The organism is Caballeronia sp. AZ7_KS35 (assembly GCF_023631045.1).
GTDB lineage: Bacteria > Pseudomonadota > Gammaproteobacteria > Burkholderiales > Burkholderiaceae > Caballeronia > Caballeronia zhejiangensis.
The window spans coordinates 80,444-99,309 of record NZ_JALQDV010000001.1; the positions used below are offsets into that span (position 1 = coordinate 80,444).

Annotated in this window: 14 protein-coding genes and 1 pseudogene; 8 read left to right on the forward strand and 7 right to left on the reverse strand. The window is 64.3% G+C overall.

Annotated features, from left to right (window positions below; genetic code table 11):
- Positions 1-58 precede the first annotated feature (58 nt).
- Entirely contained in the window at positions 59-1,153 is a 1,095-nt protein-coding gene (locus NCT05_RS00400) for a GGDEF domain-containing protein (RefSeq protein WP_008352510.1), read from the forward strand.
- A 6-nt stretch (positions 1,154-1,159) separates the two neighbouring features.
- Here the strand turns inward: NCT05_RS00400 and NCT05_RS00405 are convergent, their stop codons facing one another.
- From NCT05_RS00405 to flhF, 3 genes are read right to left on the reverse strand one after another with little or no spacing between them, the layout of a single operon-like run.
- Positions 1,160-1,891 (reverse strand): RNA polymerase sigma factor FliA, encoded by a 732-nt coding sequence (locus NCT05_RS00405; protein ID WP_008352509.1) that lies wholly within the window; start codon positions 1,889-1,891, stop codon positions 1,160-1,162.
- Positions 1,892-1,909: 18 nt separating this feature from the next.
- A complete protein-coding gene (locus NCT05_RS00410) occupies positions 1,910-2,827 on the reverse strand; it encodes a MinD/ParA family ATP-binding protein (RefSeq protein WP_034472320.1) in 918 nt (305 codons plus the stop codon).
- Positions 2,820-4,592 carry a flagellar biosynthesis GTPase FlhF gene (gene flhF, locus NCT05_RS00415; RefSeq protein WP_008352504.1) on the reverse strand — a complete coding sequence of 591 codons (1,773 nt, stop codon included), beginning with the start codon at positions 4,590-4,592 and terminating at the stop codon, positions 2,820-2,822. The genes NCT05_RS00410 and flhF overlap by 8 nt, the downstream gene beginning before the upstream one ends.
- Before the next feature lie 296 nt (positions 4,593-4,888).
- Between flhF and NCT05_RS00420 the strand changes: the two genes are divergently transcribed.
- The 5 genes and pseudogenes from NCT05_RS00420 to NCT05_RS36930 all read left to right on the forward strand — a co-directional run.
- Positions 4,889-6,580, forward strand: coding sequence for a thiamine pyrophosphate-binding protein (locus NCT05_RS00420; RefSeq protein ID WP_034472322.1), 1,692 nt, complete (start codon positions 4,889-4,891; stop codon positions 6,578-6,580).
- A gap of 78 nt (positions 6,581-6,658) precedes the next feature.
- On the forward strand, positions 6,659-6,922 hold the full coding sequence (locus NCT05_RS00425; RefSeq protein WP_008352500.1) for a PepSY domain-containing protein: 264 nt from the start codon (positions 6,659-6,661) through the stop codon (positions 6,920-6,922).
- A gap of 10 nt (positions 6,923-6,932) precedes the next feature.
- A complete protein-coding gene (locus tag NCT05_RS00430; RefSeq protein WP_250457094.1) occupies positions 6,933-7,448 on the forward strand; it encodes a cytochrome b/b6 domain-containing protein in 516 nt (171 codons plus the stop codon).
- 127 nt (positions 7,449-7,575) lie between these two features.
- Complete coding sequence (locus tag NCT05_RS00435) at positions 7,576-7,980, forward strand: hypothetical protein (RefSeq protein WP_250501572.1); 405 nt, start codon at positions 7,576-7,578, stop codon at positions 7,978-7,980.
- A pseudogene (locus NCT05_RS36930) lies at positions 7,964-8,014 on the forward strand (hypothetical protein); the annotation flags it as partial. The gene NCT05_RS00435 and the pseudogene NCT05_RS36930, both read left to right, overlap by 17 nt.
- A 360-nt stretch (positions 8,015-8,374) precedes the next feature.
- Here the strand turns inward: NCT05_RS36930 and NCT05_RS00440 are convergent.
- Together NCT05_RS00440 and putA are read right to left on the reverse strand one after the other, a co-directional pair.
- On the reverse strand, positions 8,375-9,520 hold the full coding sequence (locus NCT05_RS00440) for a branched-chain amino acid ABC transporter substrate-binding protein (RefSeq protein WP_008352495.1): 1,146 nt from the start codon (positions 9,518-9,520) through the stop codon (positions 8,375-8,377).
- A gap of 112 nt (positions 9,521-9,632) precedes the next feature.
- A complete protein-coding gene (gene putA, locus NCT05_RS00445) occupies positions 9,633-13,559 on the reverse strand; it encodes a trifunctional transcriptional regulator/proline dehydrogenase/L-glutamate gamma-semialdehyde dehydrogenase (protein WP_250501573.1) in 3,927 nt (1,308 codons plus the stop codon).
- Positions 13,560-13,873: 314 nt separating this feature from the next.
- Between putA and NCT05_RS00450 the strand changes: the two genes are divergently transcribed.
- Positions 13,874-14,029 carry a hypothetical protein gene (locus NCT05_RS00450; RefSeq protein WP_250501574.1) on the forward strand — a complete coding sequence of 52 codons (156 nt, stop codon included), beginning with the start codon at positions 13,874-13,876 and terminating at the stop codon, positions 14,027-14,029.
- 1 nt (position 14,030) lies between these two features.
- On the opposite strand, the gene NCT05_RS00455 is transcribed toward NCT05_RS00450, so the two are convergent.
- Entirely contained in the window at positions 14,031-16,277 is a 2,247-nt protein-coding gene (locus NCT05_RS00455; RefSeq protein ID WP_250501575.1) for a primosomal protein N', read from the reverse strand.
- Positions 16,278-16,738: 461 nt separating this feature from the next.
- Positions 16,739-17,836, reverse strand: coding sequence for a uroporphyrinogen decarboxylase (gene hemE / locus NCT05_RS00460; protein WP_175979658.1), 1,098 nt, complete (start codon positions 17,834-17,836; stop codon positions 16,739-16,741).
- 182 nt (positions 17,837-18,018) lie between these two features.
- On the opposite strand from hemE, the gene NCT05_RS00465 reads away from it, so the two are divergent.
- Positions 18,019-18,864 (forward strand): transporter substrate-binding domain-containing protein, encoded by an 846-nt coding sequence (locus NCT05_RS00465; protein ID WP_250501576.1) that lies wholly within the window; start codon positions 18,019-18,021, stop codon positions 18,862-18,864.
- The last annotated feature ends 2 nt before the right edge of the window (positions 18,865-18,866 follow it).

The following is an 18,866-nucleotide window of genomic DNA, read 5'->3' on the forward strand; positions in this document are numbered from 1 at the left end:
GGGGCCGCAGTACTTGGCAGCAAGATAAAAGAAAGAAATCACCATCCAGGGGTTCAGTATGGAGCAGGCGCATCAACCGGCACGCCGGACTTATGCCTTCGCATGGTCCGAACACCGGAATCCGGAACGCGAGCAGGCCACGCTGCGGGTCTGGATGGGAGCGGTGGTTCTTCTGGCTTACGGCGTTTTCGCGTGGCTCCGCCCTTCACACGATGCCTTCCTGACCACGCGCCTCGTCGCGCTCTATGTGTCTTATGGGGCGATCACGCTTCTGATCGTCAGCCGCATGAGCGCGCCTTCTGTTGCGCGCCTGACCGTCACGACCATCGCCGATCAGACGATCCTCGGGCTCGCGCTCGCCGCGGGCGGCGCAACGGCGCTGCCGCTTCTCTGGGTGATGTTCTGGTTTCTGATCGGTTCGGGATGCCGATACGGCAAGCGCACGCTCGCCGTATCGTGCGCGACGGCGCTCATCATCGTCACGGCGATGGCCGTCTGGCAGCCGTGGTGGCACGAGAATCTTCCCGCCGCGATCGGGCTCGCGCTGAGCGTACTCGGCGCATCGGTGTATCTGAGCGTGCTCGTCGATCGGCTCGGCAACGCGAATCGCGATCTAGCGCGTCAGGCATCGACCGATCCGCTCACGGGTCTGTCGAACCGGTACGCGCTGGAAAGAGTCGTCGATCGCGCGATGAACGCGCCCGAAGCCAATGGCGATCACGCCACCGCGCTCCTTCTGATCGATCTCGACGGCTTCAAGGAAGTGAACGATACCTACGGTCACGCCGTCGGCGATCTGCTGCTGCAAGCCTTCGCGGACTCGCTCGCGAAGCGCATGCGCAAGTCGGACACCATCGCGCGTCTGGGCGGCGACGAGTTCGTCGTGCTCGCGCATCAGATGCGCGACCGCGACGCCGTGTTGTCGGTGGCCGACAACATCCATTCGGCGCTCGGCGAAATTACGTCGGTGCAGGAGCGGCCGGTGTCGGTATCGGCGAGCATCGGCGCATGCCTGCTTTCGAGCGCGGCGTCCGCGCATCAAACCGGCATGACCGCCGTGCTGCGCGCCGCCGACCGCGCGATGTACCGCGCGAAAAGTCTCGGCGAAGGGAAAACGGTCTTCGCCGAGACGCGGGACTTCGAGATCAGCTAGGGAACGTCAGGCCTCGACGCTCGTCCACGCCTGCTCGCGCAGCTTCGTGCGCAGACGCGCGACCGCCTGGCTGTGCAACTGACACACGCGCGACTCGCTCACTTCCATCACCGCGCCGATTTCGCGCAGGTTCAGGCCGCGTTCGTAATAGAGGCTCATCAGGAGCTTCTCGCGCTCGGGCAGCTTATCGATGGCTTCGATCAGCGCGCCGCGAAGGCTGTCGTCGAGCAGCGCGGACAGCGGATCCGAACGATCGACGCAATAGCGGTCGAGGAACGGCTCGTCGTCGGCGGAGCGATCGAAGTCTTCGTAATAGATCAGCTGGCTGCCGTGCAGGTCCTGAAGCATCGACTGATATTCGTCGAGCGGCATCTTCATGTGCTCGGCGATTTCCTGCTCGCTCGCCGCGCGGCCGAGGTTCTGCTCGACCTTGTGCACCGCCGATTCCACTTCGCGCGACGTCTTGCGCATGCTGCGCGGCAGCCAGTCGTTCGCGCGGAGCTCATCCAGCATCGCGCCGCGGATGCGCTGGCTCGCATATGTTTCGAACTGCGCGCCCTGATCTTCCTTGTAGCGGCTCGCCGCGTCCAGCAGGCCGATCATGCCGGCCTGAATGAGATCGTCGAGATCGACGCTCGCCGGCATCTTGGCGACGAGTTGGAGCCCCAGCCGTCGAACGAGCGGTGCGTATTTCGTCAGCACTTCCGACTGTGAGAGTTTGCCTTGGGCGTTATACATCTTGGTCACCTATCTTGATCACATCGACGCCGTGCTGCTCAATGCAAAGTCGTGAAGCGCAGCCGCACGATGCGACGCCTCCCGCGCGCCCTGTACAGAGTCGCTAACCGGATTTCGCGCGTCGGCCTGGCCGCCCGCATCGCGCATATAAGGCGCGGGGCGCATCGGCCAGTGCAGGAGCTCCGCCGCGATTGCGCGGTAGTCGCGCGCCGCGGCCGTGGCCGGGAACGCTTCGACTGCGCAGCGTGAGAGTTCCATCGCCCGAGCGACGCGCGCATCCTCGGACACATATCCCGCCTGCACGAGCGACACGGCCAGATACCGGCTCGCGACGCCCGACAGGTTGTCGAACGCGACCGCCGCGTCGGCCGGGTTCTGCACGTGATTGACGAGCACGCGGAACTGGCCGATCGCATGGGCGTAGTGCAGTCGTTTCATGCACGCATACGCCTCGGTGATCGCCGACGCGGCTACCCGCGTCACAATAAGAAAGTCATGCGCCTGCGCCGCGAGCGTCGACAGCGCGCCGTGGCGATCGAGTTGCGCATCGATCAGCACGATGTCCGCCGGACCGTCGAGCAGCGCGCGGCATTGCGCGGCATCGTGAACGATGCGTTCGTCGCGCGGCGCGGCCATCAGCGAGAAGCCGAACGGCGTGCGCTCGACGGCATCGCCGAGCATGCGCCGGCCCGACATCACCGAGGCGAGCGCGCCCGCGTCTTCGGTGCCCACGAGACGGCTCACCGATCCCGCGTTGCGGTGCTCGTCGATCACGAGCACGTCCTTGCCGTGGATGGAAAGCGCCGCGCCGAGATTCACCACCGCCGACGTGCATCCGATGCCCGCCGGTCCGCCCGCGATCGCCACCACGCGCGAACCGGCGCGCGTGAGGAGCCGTCGCAGGCCTTCCGCCTGGTCGAGCACGAACTTATCCAAAGTGCACCTCATGCAGTTCGGTCGTGGCGCGCGCGGACAACGCGGACAGCAGCGCAGGCGTTTCTTCGTCTTGCGGCACGAAGGGCGAGTTGTCGCGCGGGATGCAGAACGCGCTCTTGATGAGAAACCGCTTGGTCGCGACGTACAGGTTCTCCGGCACTTTCTGACCGGTCGACACGTAATGCACCGGCAGCTTGTAGCGGATGACCGTATCGAGCACGCCGCCGAGATTCGTCGCCTCGTCGAGCTTGGTCAGGATGCAGCCCGCGAGCGGCGGCTGGTCCGCCGCGCTCTTGTAGGCCTGCACGACTTCGTTGAGCGTGTCGCCGTGGCTCGTCGCGTTGAGCAGCAGGATGCGCTGCACCGGATGACCCGCGCCGCACAGCATCGCGATCTGATCCGAGACCATGCGATCGCGCTGGCTCATGCCGATCGTGTCGATCAGCACGATATGTTTGTTGCGGAGTTCCGAAAGCGCGAGTTGCAGGTCCGCGCCGTCTTTCACCGCGTGAACCGACACACCGAGAATCTTGCCGAAAATGCGCAGTTGCTCGTGCGCGCCGATACGGTAGCTGTCGGTCGTGAGCAGCGCGACCTTGCTTGCGCCGAAGCGCATCACGCAGCGCGCGGCGAGCTTGGCCGTCGTGGTCGTCTTGCCGACGCCAGTCGGGCCCATCAGTGCGAACACGCCGCCGCGTTCCATCAGCGCGTCTTCGCTGTCCATCACCGGAATGTTCGATTCGAGCACCTGCTGCACCCACTCGAGCGCGCCTTCGACGCTCTCGAGTTCCGGCATGTTGTCCACCATCATGCGGACGAGCTGCGCCGAGAAACCGGCGGCGAACAAACGCTTCGTGAGCGCGCCGCCCGTCGGGTTGCGGCGCTGGCGCTCGCCCCACATGAGACCGGAGAAGTGCTCTTCCATCATCGAGCGCATCGACGAAAGCTCGTTCATCACCGTTTCGTTGACGACCTGCTCCATGCGCGTGCGGATCGCTTCGGTGACGACGGCCGCCGCGTTCGCGGGCAAGCCATCGAATGCGTGTTCCTTCGATGCCGGCGCGGCGTTCGCCTCGGCTGCTTCGGCGTGCGGCGCGCTCGCGTTGATCTTCTGCGCGGCGCGGCGCGCGGCGATCTGCGCGGCTTCGCGTGCCCAGTCGGGCGTTTGGACCTTCGGCTCGACGGCGGCTTCCGCGCGCTTCGTTTGCTGACGCATGGCGTAGCGGGCCGAGTCCGCCGTCTTTTCGACGCGCGTCTCTTGCGCAGTCACCGGGACCGGCACGCCCATGCCGCGTGCGATCGCAGCCGACGCGGTCAGCGGACGGTTCGACGGCATCGACGCCTGCTGCGCGATGCGCTTCGCATGCTCGATCAGCCACGGATTGGAATCGGCCATCGTCGGCGGCGTGTCGTCTTCTGCGCGAGCTTCCGGCTCGGCGTGAAATTCATCGTCCGCATCGGTGTTCGCGCCGAAGACGGACGAGAACACATCGCCGCTCGCGTACGGATTCGCGGCCGGCTGCTTCGCCGGCATCGCGGCTGCAGCGGCGGCCAGCGCGGCGCGCGACGTCCCCGCCGAACGTGCTGCCTGTTCCTTCGCGGCGGGCGAGATCGACGCGATGTCGCTGTCCGCGACGCCGACGATCTCGACCGAGCCGTCATCGAGCGTGCGATTGGACAACACGATGGCATCGGGGCCGAGCGCTTCACGAACCTGGCGCAGTGCGTCGCGGCTGTTCGCGCCGATGAATTTACGAATGTTCAAACTTGCCCCCGATGAGGTGAAACTGCGATCTTTAGCAAGCGGACCCACTTGGCTCGTTGCCGTGTCCGCTTTTCAGTGAAGCCATTATTGCGAACTTGAGTCTTTGTCCATCGCTGGATAAGGGGTGAGAAAAAGGGGTATTTCGGCTGATGGAAGCGCGCCGTGCATCGCAAGGGCGGGCGTTTGCCCGGAAAAAGATTCCGCTTCGCCCGTTTCCGCGCGTGGGCGCGGCGGCGTAAGCTTTAGGCTCCGCGCGCATCGAAGCCGCGCCGGACAATCAAAGGAGACTTCTTCGCATGACGTCCGCTGTCCCTTCCTCACAGGATCAAACCACCGGCGCGCGATTGCTCGTCGATGCGCTCGTCCATCACGGCGTCGAGCGCGTGTTCTGCGTGCCCGGCGAGAGCTTTCTCGCCGTGCTCGATTCCCTGCACGACGAGACCGAGCAGATTCAGACGATCGTCTGCCGCCACGAGGCGGGCGCGGCGAACATGGCCGAGGCGGTCGGCAAGCTCACCGGCAAGCCGGGCGTCGCGATCGTGACGCGCGGGCCGGGCGCGACGCACGCGTCGATCGGCGTGCACACCGCGTTTCAGGACTCGACGCCGATGATCCTGCTCATCGGCCAATGCGCTCGCGATCACATGGATCGCGAGGCGTTTCAGGAAATCGACTATCGGCGCATGTTCGGGCAGATGGCGAAGTGGGTCGCGCAGATCGACGATCCGCGCCGCGTGCCTGAATACATGAGCCACGCGTTTCACACGGCGATGTCCGGCCGTCCGGGTCCGGTCGTTCTCGCGCTGCCGGAAGACATGCTGACCGAAACCGTCGATGCCGTGCCGCCCGCGCCGCGATATCAGCGCGTGGCGGCGTCGCCGTCGAAGGCGCAGATGGAGCGCCTGCGCGAACTGCTCGCCAACGCGAAGAAGCCGTTCGTGATCGCGGGCGGAAGCGGCTGGACCGCCGAGGCGACGCAGGACTTCGCGCGCTTCGTGGAAGCGTGGAAACTGCCGGTCGGCTGCGCGTTCCGCTTTCAGGACACGCTCTCCAACGACCATCCGAACTACGCGGGCGATGTCGGCCTCGGGATCAATCCGGCGCTCGCCGCGCGCGTGCGCGATGCCGACGTGCTCTTCGTGCTCGGCCCGCGCATGGGCGAATCGACGACGGGCGGCTACACGCTGCTCGATATCCCGAAGACGAAGCAGACGCTCATCCACGTGCATCAGGGCGCGGAGGAACTCGGGCGCGTGTATAGCGCGGAATTGCCCATCGTGTCGGGCATGCCGGAGATCGCGTCTCTTCTGGCTTCGCTGGAAGCGCCCGCCAGCGTTGCATGGGATGGCAGCGCCGAAGCCGCGCACGCCGCGTATCTCGAGTGGCGCAAGCCGCGCCCGATGTTGGGCGATGTGCAGCTCGGCGAAATCATGCGTCAGCTCGCCGAGACGATTCCCGCCGATTCGATCCTGACGAACGGCGCGGGCAATTACGCGACGTGGCTGCATCGGCATTATTCGTATCGGCATTTCCGGTCGCAGTGCGCGCCGACGAGCGGTGCGATGGGCTACGGCGTGCCCGCCGCGATCGCCGCGAAGTCGCTGTATCCGGACCGCACGGTGATCGCGTTTGCGGGCGACGGCTGCTTCATGATGTCGAGCAACGAACTCGCGACGGCGATGCAGTATCGGCTGCCGGTGATTTTCATCGTCGTGAACAACGCGCAGTACGGCACGATCCGCATGCATCAGGAGCGGCATTATCCGAATCGCGTGCACGGGACGGAGCTCACGAATCCGGATTTCGCGGCGTATGCGCGCGCGTTCGGCGCGCATGGCGAGCTGGTCGAATCGACGGAGCAGTTCATGCCCGCGTTCGAGCGCGCGCGGGAATCCGGCTTGCCCGCGGTGATCGAGATTCGCATTCCGCGGGACCAGAGCACGCCGGGCGCGACACTCGAACAAATTCGCCAGCAAGGCAAGCGCTAGCGGACAAACTTTCAAGCTGCTTGCAGCGCGCTTCCGGTGGCAGTAGAGTAGCCAGTTCGAAAACACCGGGAGTTAGCGATGCTTAAGGTTCTGGCTTTGTCGTTGGCGTTGGGCTTTTCGGGTGCGGCATTCGCGAAGGCGGATTGCACGGCGCATCCGAAGAGCGAATGGATGAAGGAATCGGATGCCAAGGCGCAGCTTGAAGCGCAAGGCTACAAGATCCGCAAGTTCAAGGTCGATGGCAACTGCTACGAAATCTACGGTCACGACAAGAACGGCAAGAAGGTAGAGATCTATTACGACACGAAGACGCTGGCGGTCGTGAAGTCGGAAGTCGAGTGACGCTCGCGCCGTGAAAGTCTGGGACGGCTTCGTCCGGCTGACGCATTGGGCCGTCGCGGGCATCGTCTTGTGGAATCTGTTCGGACCGACGGATTCCACGCATCGCGTGCTCGGGTATGTCGCGGCCGGGCTTGTCGTTGCGCGTATCGTTTGGGGTTTCGTCGGCTCGCGTCATGCGCGGTTTTCGGCGTGGTGGCCGACGCGCTCGCATCTCGTCGACTATCTGAGGTCGCTTGCCAGGGCCAGGCCGATCCATCACGTTTCGCACAATCCGCTTGGCGGGTTGATGGCGCTCTTTCTTTGGTTCCTGATTCTCGCGCTCGCGCTGTCCGGGTGGATCATGCGGCTCGATGCGTTCTGGGGCGAGGACTGGCCGCAGGAGATTCATGCGTGGCTCGCCATCGCGGTCGAGGTTTGTGTCTGCGTGCACGTCGCCGCGGCCGTGCTGATGAGCGTGTGGACGCGGGAGAATTTGGTTCGGGCGATGGTGACGGGGAATAAGCGAATCAAGAAAGCGTCCGACTGAACTGCTTCTGGGCAACTTAAATTCAGCATCCTGCACTATCGAAGACATCTGGCAGCTTCGGATAATCGGATCCACGTTCTCGATTCAGAGAGCCGACCTCGATAAACGATAAAGGAGCGACTGCACGATGTCTCACGCAGCGAGGCAACTGACCAAGATCGGCGTTTTTTACGATGGCAATTATTTCGATCGCGTCAGCAAGTACTACAACCATCAGCATGAGAAGAAGGCCTGGATTTCGATTCCCGGGCTGCATGAGTACAGCCGCTATAAGGTTGCCGACGAGGAAGCTGTCGACATTGGCAACTGTCAAGTAATCGACGCTCATTATTTCAGGGGACGCTTCTCGGCGCAAAAGAGCAAAGAGAAAGGCGGTGATGCGTTCTACTACGATCGCGTCGTTGATGACATGTTGATGCGCGAGAATGTCACTGCGCATTATCTGCCGATGAACTTCGCCGGAAAGGAAAAAGGGATCGACGTATGGCTTTGCGCTCGAAGCCTTCGACCTTTCGATCCACAAGCACTTTGACGTCGTCGTGTTGATTGCAAGCGACAGCGACTATGTCCCACTGGTCCGCAAACTCAAGACTCTGGGAATCCGCGTCATGATCGTCACCTGGACCTTCACGCAGTCAGTCAGTAATGGCGACGCCAAGCCTGAACGACCAAGCACAATGTTGCTAAAGGAAGTGAGCTATCGCATCTCGATGTCCGAAGTCATCGACAAGATGGATGAGACGCGAGGAGACGAGCGCGATGTCTTGAGCGACCTGTTCCAACGACGCCGCGACCGACAACCTAATTCCGGTACGCCAGAGGCCGACCGGAAGATGGGAACAATTGAAAGACGGTCAGCAGCTAGAAGAAAACAAAACGGCCCAGCCGCTTTCGCGACCGGGCCGTTCGAACACTGCGACAAGCCCTTACTTCCCGCCCACGCTCTGCAACGTCGTCCACTTCCCGCCGACGACCTTATAGAGCGTAATCCCGCCGTTCTTCAAATCGCCCTTCGAGTCGTACGACAGGTGCTTCGCCGTCACGCCCTGCATGTCGGTCTTCGCGAGGAACGGCAGGTACTTTGCCGGATCCGTCGAGTTCGCAGCCTTCATCGCGGTGAACATGGCCATCGCCCCGTCGTAGGCATACGGCGAGTACGTCTGCACGTCTTCGTTGAAGCGCTTCTTGTACTTCGCCGAGTAGTCCGCGCCGCCCGGCATTTCGTCCATCGGCAGGCCGGCGAGCGATGCCACCGTGCCGTCAGCCGCGTCGCCCGCGATCTTCAGGAACGTGTCCGTCTTCACCATTTCGCCCGCCATCAGCGGCGCGCGGAAGCCGAGCGTCTTCATCTGCTTGACCATCGGGCCGGCTTGCGAATCCGCGCCGCCGTAGTACACGAGGTCCGGATTCGTCGACTTGATCTTCGTCAGAATCGCCTTGAAGTCGACAGCCTTGTCGTTCGTGAATTCACGGTCGACGATCGTGCCGCCCGCCGCCTTCGCCGCCTTCTCGAACTGGTCGGCAAGACCCTGGCCGTACGCCGTGCGGTCATCGACGATCGCGATCTTCTTGACCTTCAGCGTCTTCACCGCGAACTCGCCCGCGACCGAGCCTTGCTGCGTGTCGGAGGTCATCATGCGGAAGGCGGTCTTGAAGCCTTGCGTCGTGTACTCGGGCGCCGTCGCCATCGCGATTTCGGGGATGCCCGCGTTCGCGTAGATGCGCGATGCCGGGATCGTCGTGCCCGAATTGAAGTGGCCGAGCATGCCCTTGATGCCATCGTCGACGAGGCGTTGCGCCACGGTCGTGCCCGTGCGCGGGTCGGCCTGGTCGTCCGCCGAGTTCAGCACGATGCGAACCGGCTTGCCGCCGATCACCGGCTTCGTGGCGTTGAAGTCTTCGACGGCGAGCGTGATGCCGTTCTGCATGTCCTTGCCGTAGTGCGCCTGCGCACCGGTCAGCGGGCCGGCGTAGCCAACCTTCACGTCTTCTGCCTGCTGTGCAGCTGCGGTCCCCGCGAACAGGCCGGCGAGCGTCATGGCTGCCGCCAGCTTGGTCATCGTGTGCTTCATAGCTTCTCCTGTGTTCCAGTGTGGATGGCAGCCTGTGCCGCGCGTGTCTCCGTTACGCCGTGCCTGCTGCCGATTGTTTGAATTCGTTTGAACCGAGCGTTCGAGGGGTGTCTCAACCGATCGTCATCAAATTCGCATTGCCACCCGCCGCCGCCGTGTTCACGCTCACCGAGCGTTCCGTCAGCAGACGTTCGAGCGCGTAGTCTTCACCGTCGTGGCCAGCGTCGGCGAACGCTCCCGCAGCCACGCCCTGCACCGATACGATCGGTCCCGGACGCTTCGCGACTTCCTTCACGAGCGACAGCAGTTCATCGCTGTCGCCTTCGAACAAGACGGCGTCGAAGTCTTCCGCCGCTTTCCTGACCATCGCGAACGGCTTGAGCGCAGAAGGCAACGACGCCGCCAGTTGCTCGCCCGCCGAGCCGGAGAACAACGCCTTGTTGCCCGTCGCCAGCACGGCGGCCAGTTGCGCGCGCGCGCCGCTCGCCGTCGCCGCCACGCACAGCACCGTGCCGCGCGCGCCGAGCGTGTACGTGTTGCGTTCGCCGGTCGGTCCGCTCAACACGGCCGTCGCGCCCGCCATCACATGCTGCAGATAACCGTCGCAACGCGCGGCCGTCTGCGGATCGCGTTCGCCGATCGCCCAGTCGCGCAATGCGGTGAGCGCGGCCGTCGGCGTGTCCTTCGACGCCACCTGATCGACGACGAGCGTGCTCGCCAGCGATTTCGGCAGACCGGTCGGGCGCTTCGCGAGCAGACGCTGCAGATACAGCGCGCCGCCCGCCTTCGGACCCGTGCCCGACAGCCCTTCGCCGCCGAACGGCTGCACGCCGACCACGGCGCCGATCACATTGCGGTTCACATAGATGTTGCCGACATGCGCCCGCGAGACCACGTGCGCGATGGTTTCGTCGATACGCGTATGGATGCCGAGCGTGAGGCCATAACCCGTCGAGCGAATTTGGTCGAGGAGTTTATCAAGGTTCGAACGGCGATAACGCACCACATGCAGCACCGGGCCGAATACTTCGCGCTTGAGTTCGTCGATGCTATCGAGCTCGATCAGCGTCGGCGGCACGAACGTGCCTTGCGCGCAGGTGTCGGGCAGCGGCAGTTGCGTGACGTTGCGGCCCTTGTCGCGCATCCCGGCGATATGCGCGTCGATGCCGCGTTTCGCGTCGGCGTCGATGACGGGACCGACATCCGTCGACAGACGATCCGGATTGCCGACCGCGAGCTGGTTCATCGCGCCGGTCAGCATCTCGAGCGTGCGATCCGCGACGTCGTCCTGCAGGCACAGCACGCGCAGCGCCGAGCAGCGCTGGCCAGCCGAATCGAACGACGACTGCAGCACGTCGGCGACGACCTGCTCCGCGAGCGCCGACGAATCGACGATCATCGCGTTCTGGCCGCCGGTTTCGGCGATCAGCGGAATTGGGCGGCCATCCGGATCGAGGCGCTCGGACAGCGTCTTGTTGATGAGGCGCGCGACTTCCGTCGAACCGGTGAACATGACGGCGCGCGTGCGCGGATCGGCGACGAGCGCCGCGCCGACCGTCTCGCCATTGCCCGGCAGCAGTTGCACCGCGCCCGCCGGCACGCCCGCTTCGCGCAGGAGGCGAACGGCTTGCGCGGCGATCAGCGGCGTCTGTTCAGCGGGCTTCGCGAGCACCGGGTTGCCCGCGGCCAACGCAGCGGCGACCTGGCCCATGAAGATCGCGAGCGGGAAGTTCCACGGGCTGATACACACGACCGGACCGAGCGGGCGATGCGTATCGTTCGAAAACTCGGCGCGAATCTGCGACGCGTAGTAGCGCAGGAAATCGATGGCTTCGCGAATCTCCGCGATCGCGTTCGGCAGCGACTTGCCCGCTTCGCGCACGACGAGGCCCATCAGCGTGTGCATTTGCGCTTCGAGCAGATCGGCGGCGCGCGCGAGGCAATCGGCGCGGTCTTCGACGGGCGTCGCCTGCCAGATCGGCGCGGCGGCGACCGCGTTGGCGATCGCGGCGCTCACCTGTTCCGGCGACGCTTCCACGACCGTGCCGACGAGATCGCGCAAATCCGACGGATTGCGCACATCGCGCGCGACGCCGTTGCCGATGTCACCGCCTTCGAGCATCGGTTCCGCGCGCCACGGATGATGCGCGCTCGCCAGCAACGCCGACGACAGCGAAGCCAGCCGATGCTCGTTCGACAGATCGAGGCCCATCGAATTGGAGCGCTCGTTGCCGTAAAGCTGACGCGGCAGCGGAATCTTCGTGTGCGGCGCGCCGAGCGGCGTGATCGCCTGCGCTTCGTCGATCGGATCGCGCACGAGTTCCTTCACCGGAATCGATTCATCGGCGATGCGGTTCACGAACGACGTGTTCGCGCCGTTTTCCAGCAGACGGCGCACGAGATACGCGAGCAGCGTTTCGTGCGTGCCGACCGGCGCATACACGCGGCACGGACGGTTCAGCTTGTCGCGGCCCGTGACTTCTTCGTAGAGCGGCTCGCCCATGCCGTGCAGGCACTGGAACTCGTACTGGCCGGGATAGTAGTTCTGTCCGGCGAGGTGATAGATCGCGGAGAGCGTGAACGCGTTGTGCGTCGCGAATTGCGGATAGACGGCATCCGGCGCGCCGAGCAGCTTCTTCGCGCACGCGAGATACGAGATGTCCGTGTAGATCTTGCGCGTATAGACCGGATAGCCCTCGAGTCCATCGACTTGCGCGCGCTTGATTTCCGTGTCCCAGTACGCGCCCTTCACGAGGCGAATCATCAGGCGATGACGGCTGCGGCGCGCGAGATCGATCAGATAGTCGATCACGAACGGGCAGCGCTTCTGATAACCCTGCACCACGAAACCGATGCCGTTCCAGCCCGCGAGCTCCGGATCGAAACAGAGCGCTTCGAGCAGATCGAGCGAGATTTCGAGACGATCGGCTTCCTCGGCGTCGATGTTCAGGCCGATGTCATAACGGCGCGCCAGTTGCGCGAGCGAGCGCACGCGCGGCAGCAGCTCGTTCATCGTGCGTTCCTGCTGCGAGCGCGAATAACGCGGATGCAGCGCGGAGAGCTTGATCGAAATGCCCGGGCCTTCGTAGATGCCGCGCCCGCCCGCCGCCTTGCCGATCGCGTGGATCGCCTGCTCGTAGGACGCGTAGTAGCGCTGCGCGTCTTCTTCCGTCGTCGCGGCCTCGCCGAGCATGTCGTACGAGTAGCGGAACCCGCGCGCTTCGTACTTGCGGCTGTTCGCGAGCGCTTCGGAAATCGTCTCGCCGGTGACGAACTGCTCGCCCATCAGGCGCATCGCCATGTCGACGCCCTTGCGGATCAGCGGCTCGCCGCCCTTGCCGATCAGACGCGTCAGCGCCGACGACAAGCCCGCTTCGCTGTTCGTCGTGACGAGCTTGCCGGTGATCATCAAACCCCACGTCGCCGCGTTCACGAACAGCGACGGCGCCTGGCCCATGTGCGATTTCCAGTCGCCCTTGCTGATCTTGTCGCGAATCAGCGCGTCGCGCGTGGCGCGGTCGGGAATGCGCAGGAGCGCTTCGGCGAGGCACATCAGCGCGACGCCTTCCTGGCTCGACAGCGAGAATTCGTGGATCAAACCTTCGACGCCGCCGCCCGAGCTTTTCGCGCGCAGCGCTTCGACGAGCTTCGTCGCGAGCTTTTCGGTTTCGGCCGCGACGTTCGAAGGCAGTCGCGCCTGACCGATCAGAAACGGCACGCACTCCGGCTCCGGCCGACGATACGCCGCCGTGATCGCCGCGCGCAGCACCGATTGCGGCTGCACGTTCTGCGCGAAATCGAGGAACGGATGCGGCGCGCCGTCTTCGTCGCCATCGACGGAAGGTGCATCCGCCATTTCCGACGAGCCGTTCGCGCCCGTCAGTTCGGGCGGAAGCTGGCCATGCTCGATGCGCTCCAGATAAGCGAAGATCGCCTGCTTGATAAGCCAGTGGGGAGTGCGTTCGAGGCGCGTCGCGGCATCTTTGAGCCGGGAACGCAGCAGATCGTCGACTTTGACGCCTAGGGTTGTGCTCGCCATATTTCCTTCGTTTGCCGGTCGTGCTCAGCCGGCCAGAGACCTGAAAAGTTGGCGAATCGTACCCCGCTGATTTAAAAGGTGCAACCGAGATTTTCGCTAGGGTTGCACCACAATGAAACCCTTGTGGCACAAGGCTTTGAGCGGTGCACCGCCGGATGGCGCGCGGCGCTCGGCGCCTAGTAGTTTCCCTAATCCGGAATTTTTGAGACGGCCCCTAAGTAAATCCTCGGGCACCGCCGTTATAAACGCCATGCGCCGTCGATGGCGACGCCTTTAGCGGTCGATATTCCGCGATTTCGGGGAGAGCAACGAGCATGAGCACTTGGATGGTGGTGGGCGGCGTTTGGGCGATGTTCGCAGTCTGCGTCGTGTTGTTCGTGCGGGGCGCGTCGCCGCACGTTCATCGGTCCGATGACGCTTCCGGCCAAGGCGACCGCGCGGTCAGCGACGTTCCACGCGCCGAAATCTGAATCAGACGTCCAGCGGATCGACTTCCACGTTCCAGCGCAGCACGCCCTTGAGCGAGCGCAGCGCCGGCTGCCACGCGCGCAGCGACGCCTGCAGCGCGGCCCGCGACGCGCTTTCGAGCAGCAGTTGCGCACGGTGGACATTGAACACTTTCACGATGGTGAGCGGAACCGCGTCGTAGACCGTCACGCGCTCAGCGCCGGGCAGAGGCGCGAACGCCGCCGCCGCTTCCTCGAGGAATTTCAGCGCCGCATCGAGCGTGCGGCCTTCGGCGCGCAGCATCGCCTGATAGACGAACGGCGGCAGACGCGCGTCGCGGCGTTCGGCGAGCGTCGAATTGGCGAAACCCACGTAGTCTTGTCGCGAAAGCGCCTGATACAGCGCGTGACGCGGATAGCGCGTCTGAATCATCACTTCGCCGGGCAAGCCCGCGCGTCCGGCGCGCCCGCTCACCTGCGTCAGTTGCGCGAAGAGCCGCTCGCTCGCGCGAAAGTCGTGGGAGAAGAGCGCGGTGTCCGCGTTCAGCACGCCGACGAGCGTCACGCGCCGGAAATCATGGCCCTTCGCGATCATCTGCGTGCCAACGAGAATGTCGACTTCGCCCGCGTGGACATCGGAGAAAAGCGCCTGCGCGCTGCCTTTGCGGCGCGTGCTGTCGGCGTCGATGCGCAGCACGCGAGCACCCGGCACCACGCTCGCGAGCGTTTCCTCGACGCGCTGCGTGCCGCGGCCCATCGGCGCGATATCGATGTTGCCGCATTCCGGACACGACTTCGGAATGCGCGATTCCCAGCCGCAGTGATGACAACGCAGCGCGCGCTCAGGCTTATGCAGCACGGCATACGCGCTGCAACGCGGACAACCGGCGACCCAGCCGCAGGCATCGCAGGACAGGATCGGCGCATAGCCGCGCCGGTTCAGGAATACGAGGCTTTGCTCGCCGCGCTCGACGCGTGTCTTCAGCGCCGCGATCAGCGGCCCCGCGAGCCCCTCGACCGAGGCGCGGCCTCGCCGTCTTTCCTCTTCCAGATCGATGAGCCGGACGCTCGGCAGCACCGCTTCGGCGACGGCGCGGCGCGTGAGCGTGAGTCGCGTGTAGCGGCTCTGCTCGGCCTGCCACCAGGTTTCGAGCGATGGCGTCGCCGATCCGAGCACGACGGGAATATCCAGTTGCTTCGCGCGATAGATGGCGAGATCGCGCGCGGAGTAGCGCAAGCCTTCCTGTTGCTTGTACGCGGGATCGTGTTCCTCATCGACGACGATGATCGCGAGCTTCGGCATCGACGCGAGAATCGCGAGGCGCGTGCCGAGCACGATGCGCGCGCTGCCCGTATGCGCCGCGAGCCAGTTGCGCGCGCGTTCGCCTTCGGCGAGTCCGCTGTGCATCGTGACGATCGAGCCGTCCGCGAGCGCCGCGAAACGCGCGCGAAACGCCGCTTCGAACTGCGGCGTCAGATTGATTTCGGGAACGAGGACGAGCGCCTGCGCGTCGGGCCGGTCGGCGAGCAACGCGGCGAGCGCGTGCAGATACACCTCGGTCTTGCCACTGCCCGTCACGCCGTGCAGCAGGAACGGGGCGAACCCTTGCGCGCCGGAAATTGCATCGACGGCTTCGCGTTGTTCATCGGTCAGCAAGGGCAGCGGCACCGCGCCGGTCGGCAGCATCGGCGCGCTCGCGTCGGGTTCGGCGATCTGCGCTGTCACCGTTTCGATCCATCCGCGCGCGATCCAGTCGTCGAAGGTCGCGCCCGCTTTCGGATGCAACGCGCGCGCGTCGGACAACGTCAGCGACGGCTGTTCCGCGAGCGCATCGGCGAGACGCCGGAGGGCGCTGGCGCGGGCGGGCAAAGCATCGGGGAGTTGTGCGCGCCCTTCGGGGAGAATCCGAAAGCGCGGCTCGACGGCAAAAAGGCGATCCCAGCGCGAGGCGTCGCGCAACGCCTGCGGAAGCGCCGGCAGCGCGACTTCGCCCAGCCCGCGCTGATAGTAATCGGCGGCGAAGCTGACAAGCGCGATCCACTTTTCCGACAGCGGCGCGCAGCCTTCGCAAATCGAAGTGATGTCGCGCAGTTTGGCAGCGGGCACGTCGCTTGAATGGGCGATTTCGCAGATCAACCCGACGACTTCGCGTCGCCCGAACGGCACCTGCACCAGCATGCCGACGGCAGGCGCGGCCGGCAGCGCATAGCGGTAGTCGAACAGCACGGGCATGGGCTGATCGACGGCGACGCGGACGAATAGATCAGTCACCGCGCGGGACCCCGCGCAAGACGGTTCGACAGAACCAAGCGCCCGAGGCGGGAGAAGTTAAAGTGAAACATCAGAATCGTCTGTAAACCGCCGATTATTTTTGGATTTCCGATGCTTTCCACAGCCCTGTGGATAACTTTGTTGAGAAGTGCGTCCGTGATCGCCGCAAACAATGTCACGAATCCCTTATGCGCGCTAACCCACATTTCGGGCGACGCCGTCGAAATGCGTTAAAAATCATTGGCTTGAAGCACACATAGCGACATCTTATTGGTTGCTGTAAGCCATACGTCTGATGGCGCGCCGCAGCGAACAAATTGTGCATAAGTTCAGTCTTGACATCGGGGAGCGCCGCCTGAGGCGGGCGATCCGGACAGAACCCTCCAGCTCCTGATCACTTGCCCCGAATCACCGATATTGCACTGCAGCACGCGTCCGCAACGCATGTTTTCGTACGCCTTTTACCGGGCGGCTTGGCCGGCGCGCATGGCGCGGCTATGTCGATGAACCTCGTCGACCAGCTCCGCGACATTTTCCGGCGGCGTGAACTGCGAGATGCCGTGGCCCAGGTTGAAGACGTGGCCTGGAAAATTGCCGAAGCTTTCGAGCACGGCGCGCGCTTCGGTGCGGATCGACGCGGGCGGCGCGAACAACACGCTCGGATCGATGTTCCCCTGCAGCGCCACACGCGAGCCGACCTTTTCGCGCGCCCGGCCGAGATTCATGGTCCAGTCGAGACCGACCGCATCGACGCCCGTCGCCGCGATTTCCTCGATCCAGAGTCCGCCGCCCTTCGTGAACGTGATGACCGGGACGCGCGCGCCATCGTGCTCGCGCTTCAGGCCGGCAACCACCTTCGCGATGTATTCGAGCGAGAAGCGCTGATACGCGCCATCCGCGAGTGCGCCGCCCCATGTATCGAAGATCATCACGGCCTGCGCGCCCGCTTCGATCTGCGCGTTCAGGTAAGCGGTGACGGCTTGCGCGTTGACCTCGAGAATGCGATGCATCAGGTCCGGCCGCGAATACGCCATCGACTTGACCGTGCGATGGTCGTCCGAGCCACCGCCTTCGACCATGTAGCACGCGAGCGTCCACGGACTACCGGAGAAGCCGATCAGCGGGACCTTCTGGCGGCCTTGCGCGTCGGTGAGCGCGCGGCGAATCTGGCTTACGGCGTCGGTGACGTAGGAAAGCGTCGCGCCGATGTCCGGCACGGCAAGGCGCTTCACATCGTCTTCGGTACGCACCGTGCGCTCGAAACGCGGCCCCTCGCCCTGCACGAAGTTCAGACCGAGCCCCATTGCGTCGGGGACGGTCAGGATGTCCGAGAAGAGAATCGCGGCGTCGAGCGGAAAGCGTTCGAGCGGCTGAAGCGTGACTTCGGTCGCGTAATCCGGATTCTTCGCGAGACCGAGAAAACTGCCCGCGCGAGCACGCGTCGCGTTGTATTCCGGCAGATAGCGCCCTGCCTGGCGCATCAGCCAGATCGGCGTGTAGTCGGTCGGCTGGCGCAAGAGCGCGCGCAGGAAGGTGTCGTTCAGAAGAGTGTGTGCCACGTCGCTCGATGCTCAAGGCAGAGAATCGTCCATTCTACCGGAGCGGTCGAACGTCTACGCCGGCTGAGCCCGGCAATTCGGAACGGCTCATGCCGCGCGGCCTATGTCGTTTGGCCGGATTTCGGGCAAGCGAAGCCCTCGTTATGATCGGTGTGCTTACACAACTAGAACCAGGAGAATCGATGCAACGCACGTCCGTCAGTCTCGCAGCCGCTGCCTTCGCGGTGTCGCTCTCGCTTTTGAACGCCGCGCACGCGCAGACGGTTCAGGCCGGCACCGTCGCCGGAGCAAAGTCCGCCGCGCCCGCGCCTTCCTCGGTTGCCGCGCCCTCTCGCCTCGACGACATCCTCGCACGCCACACGCTGCGCGTCTGCACGACCGGCGATTACAAACCGTACTCGTTCCTGCGTCCGGACGGGCAGTTCGAGGGCATCGACATCGATCTCGCGGAAAGTCTCGCGAAGTCGCTCGGCGCGAAGGCCGAGTATGTGAAGACGTCGTGGTCGAATCTGATGAACGACTTCATCGCGAAATGCGATATCGCCGTGGGCGGCGTCTCGACGACGCTCGAACGGCAGAAGCGCGCGTTTTTCACCGCGCCGTACATGGAAGACGGCAAGACGCCGATCGTGCGTTGCGACGATGTCGAGAAGTATCAGACCGTCGCGCAGATCGATCAGCCGAACGTGCGGACGATCGTGAATCCGGGCGGTACGAACGAACGCTTCGCGAAGCAGTTCTTTGCGCGCTCGCAACTGATCGAGTATCCGGACAACGTGACCATCTTCAAGCAGATTCTCGACGGCAAGGCCGACGTCATGGTCACGGACGCATCCGAAACGCTGCTACAGCAGAAGCTCAATCCGGGGCTGTGCTCGGTGCATCCGGACAAGCCGTTCCAGTTTGGCGAAAAGGCGTATCTGCTGCCGCGCGGCGACGTGCCGTTCCAGCAGTATGTCGATCAGTGGCTGCATCTCGCCCGTTCGTCGGGCGAGTTCCAGGCTGTCTATGACAAGTGGCTGAAGTAGCG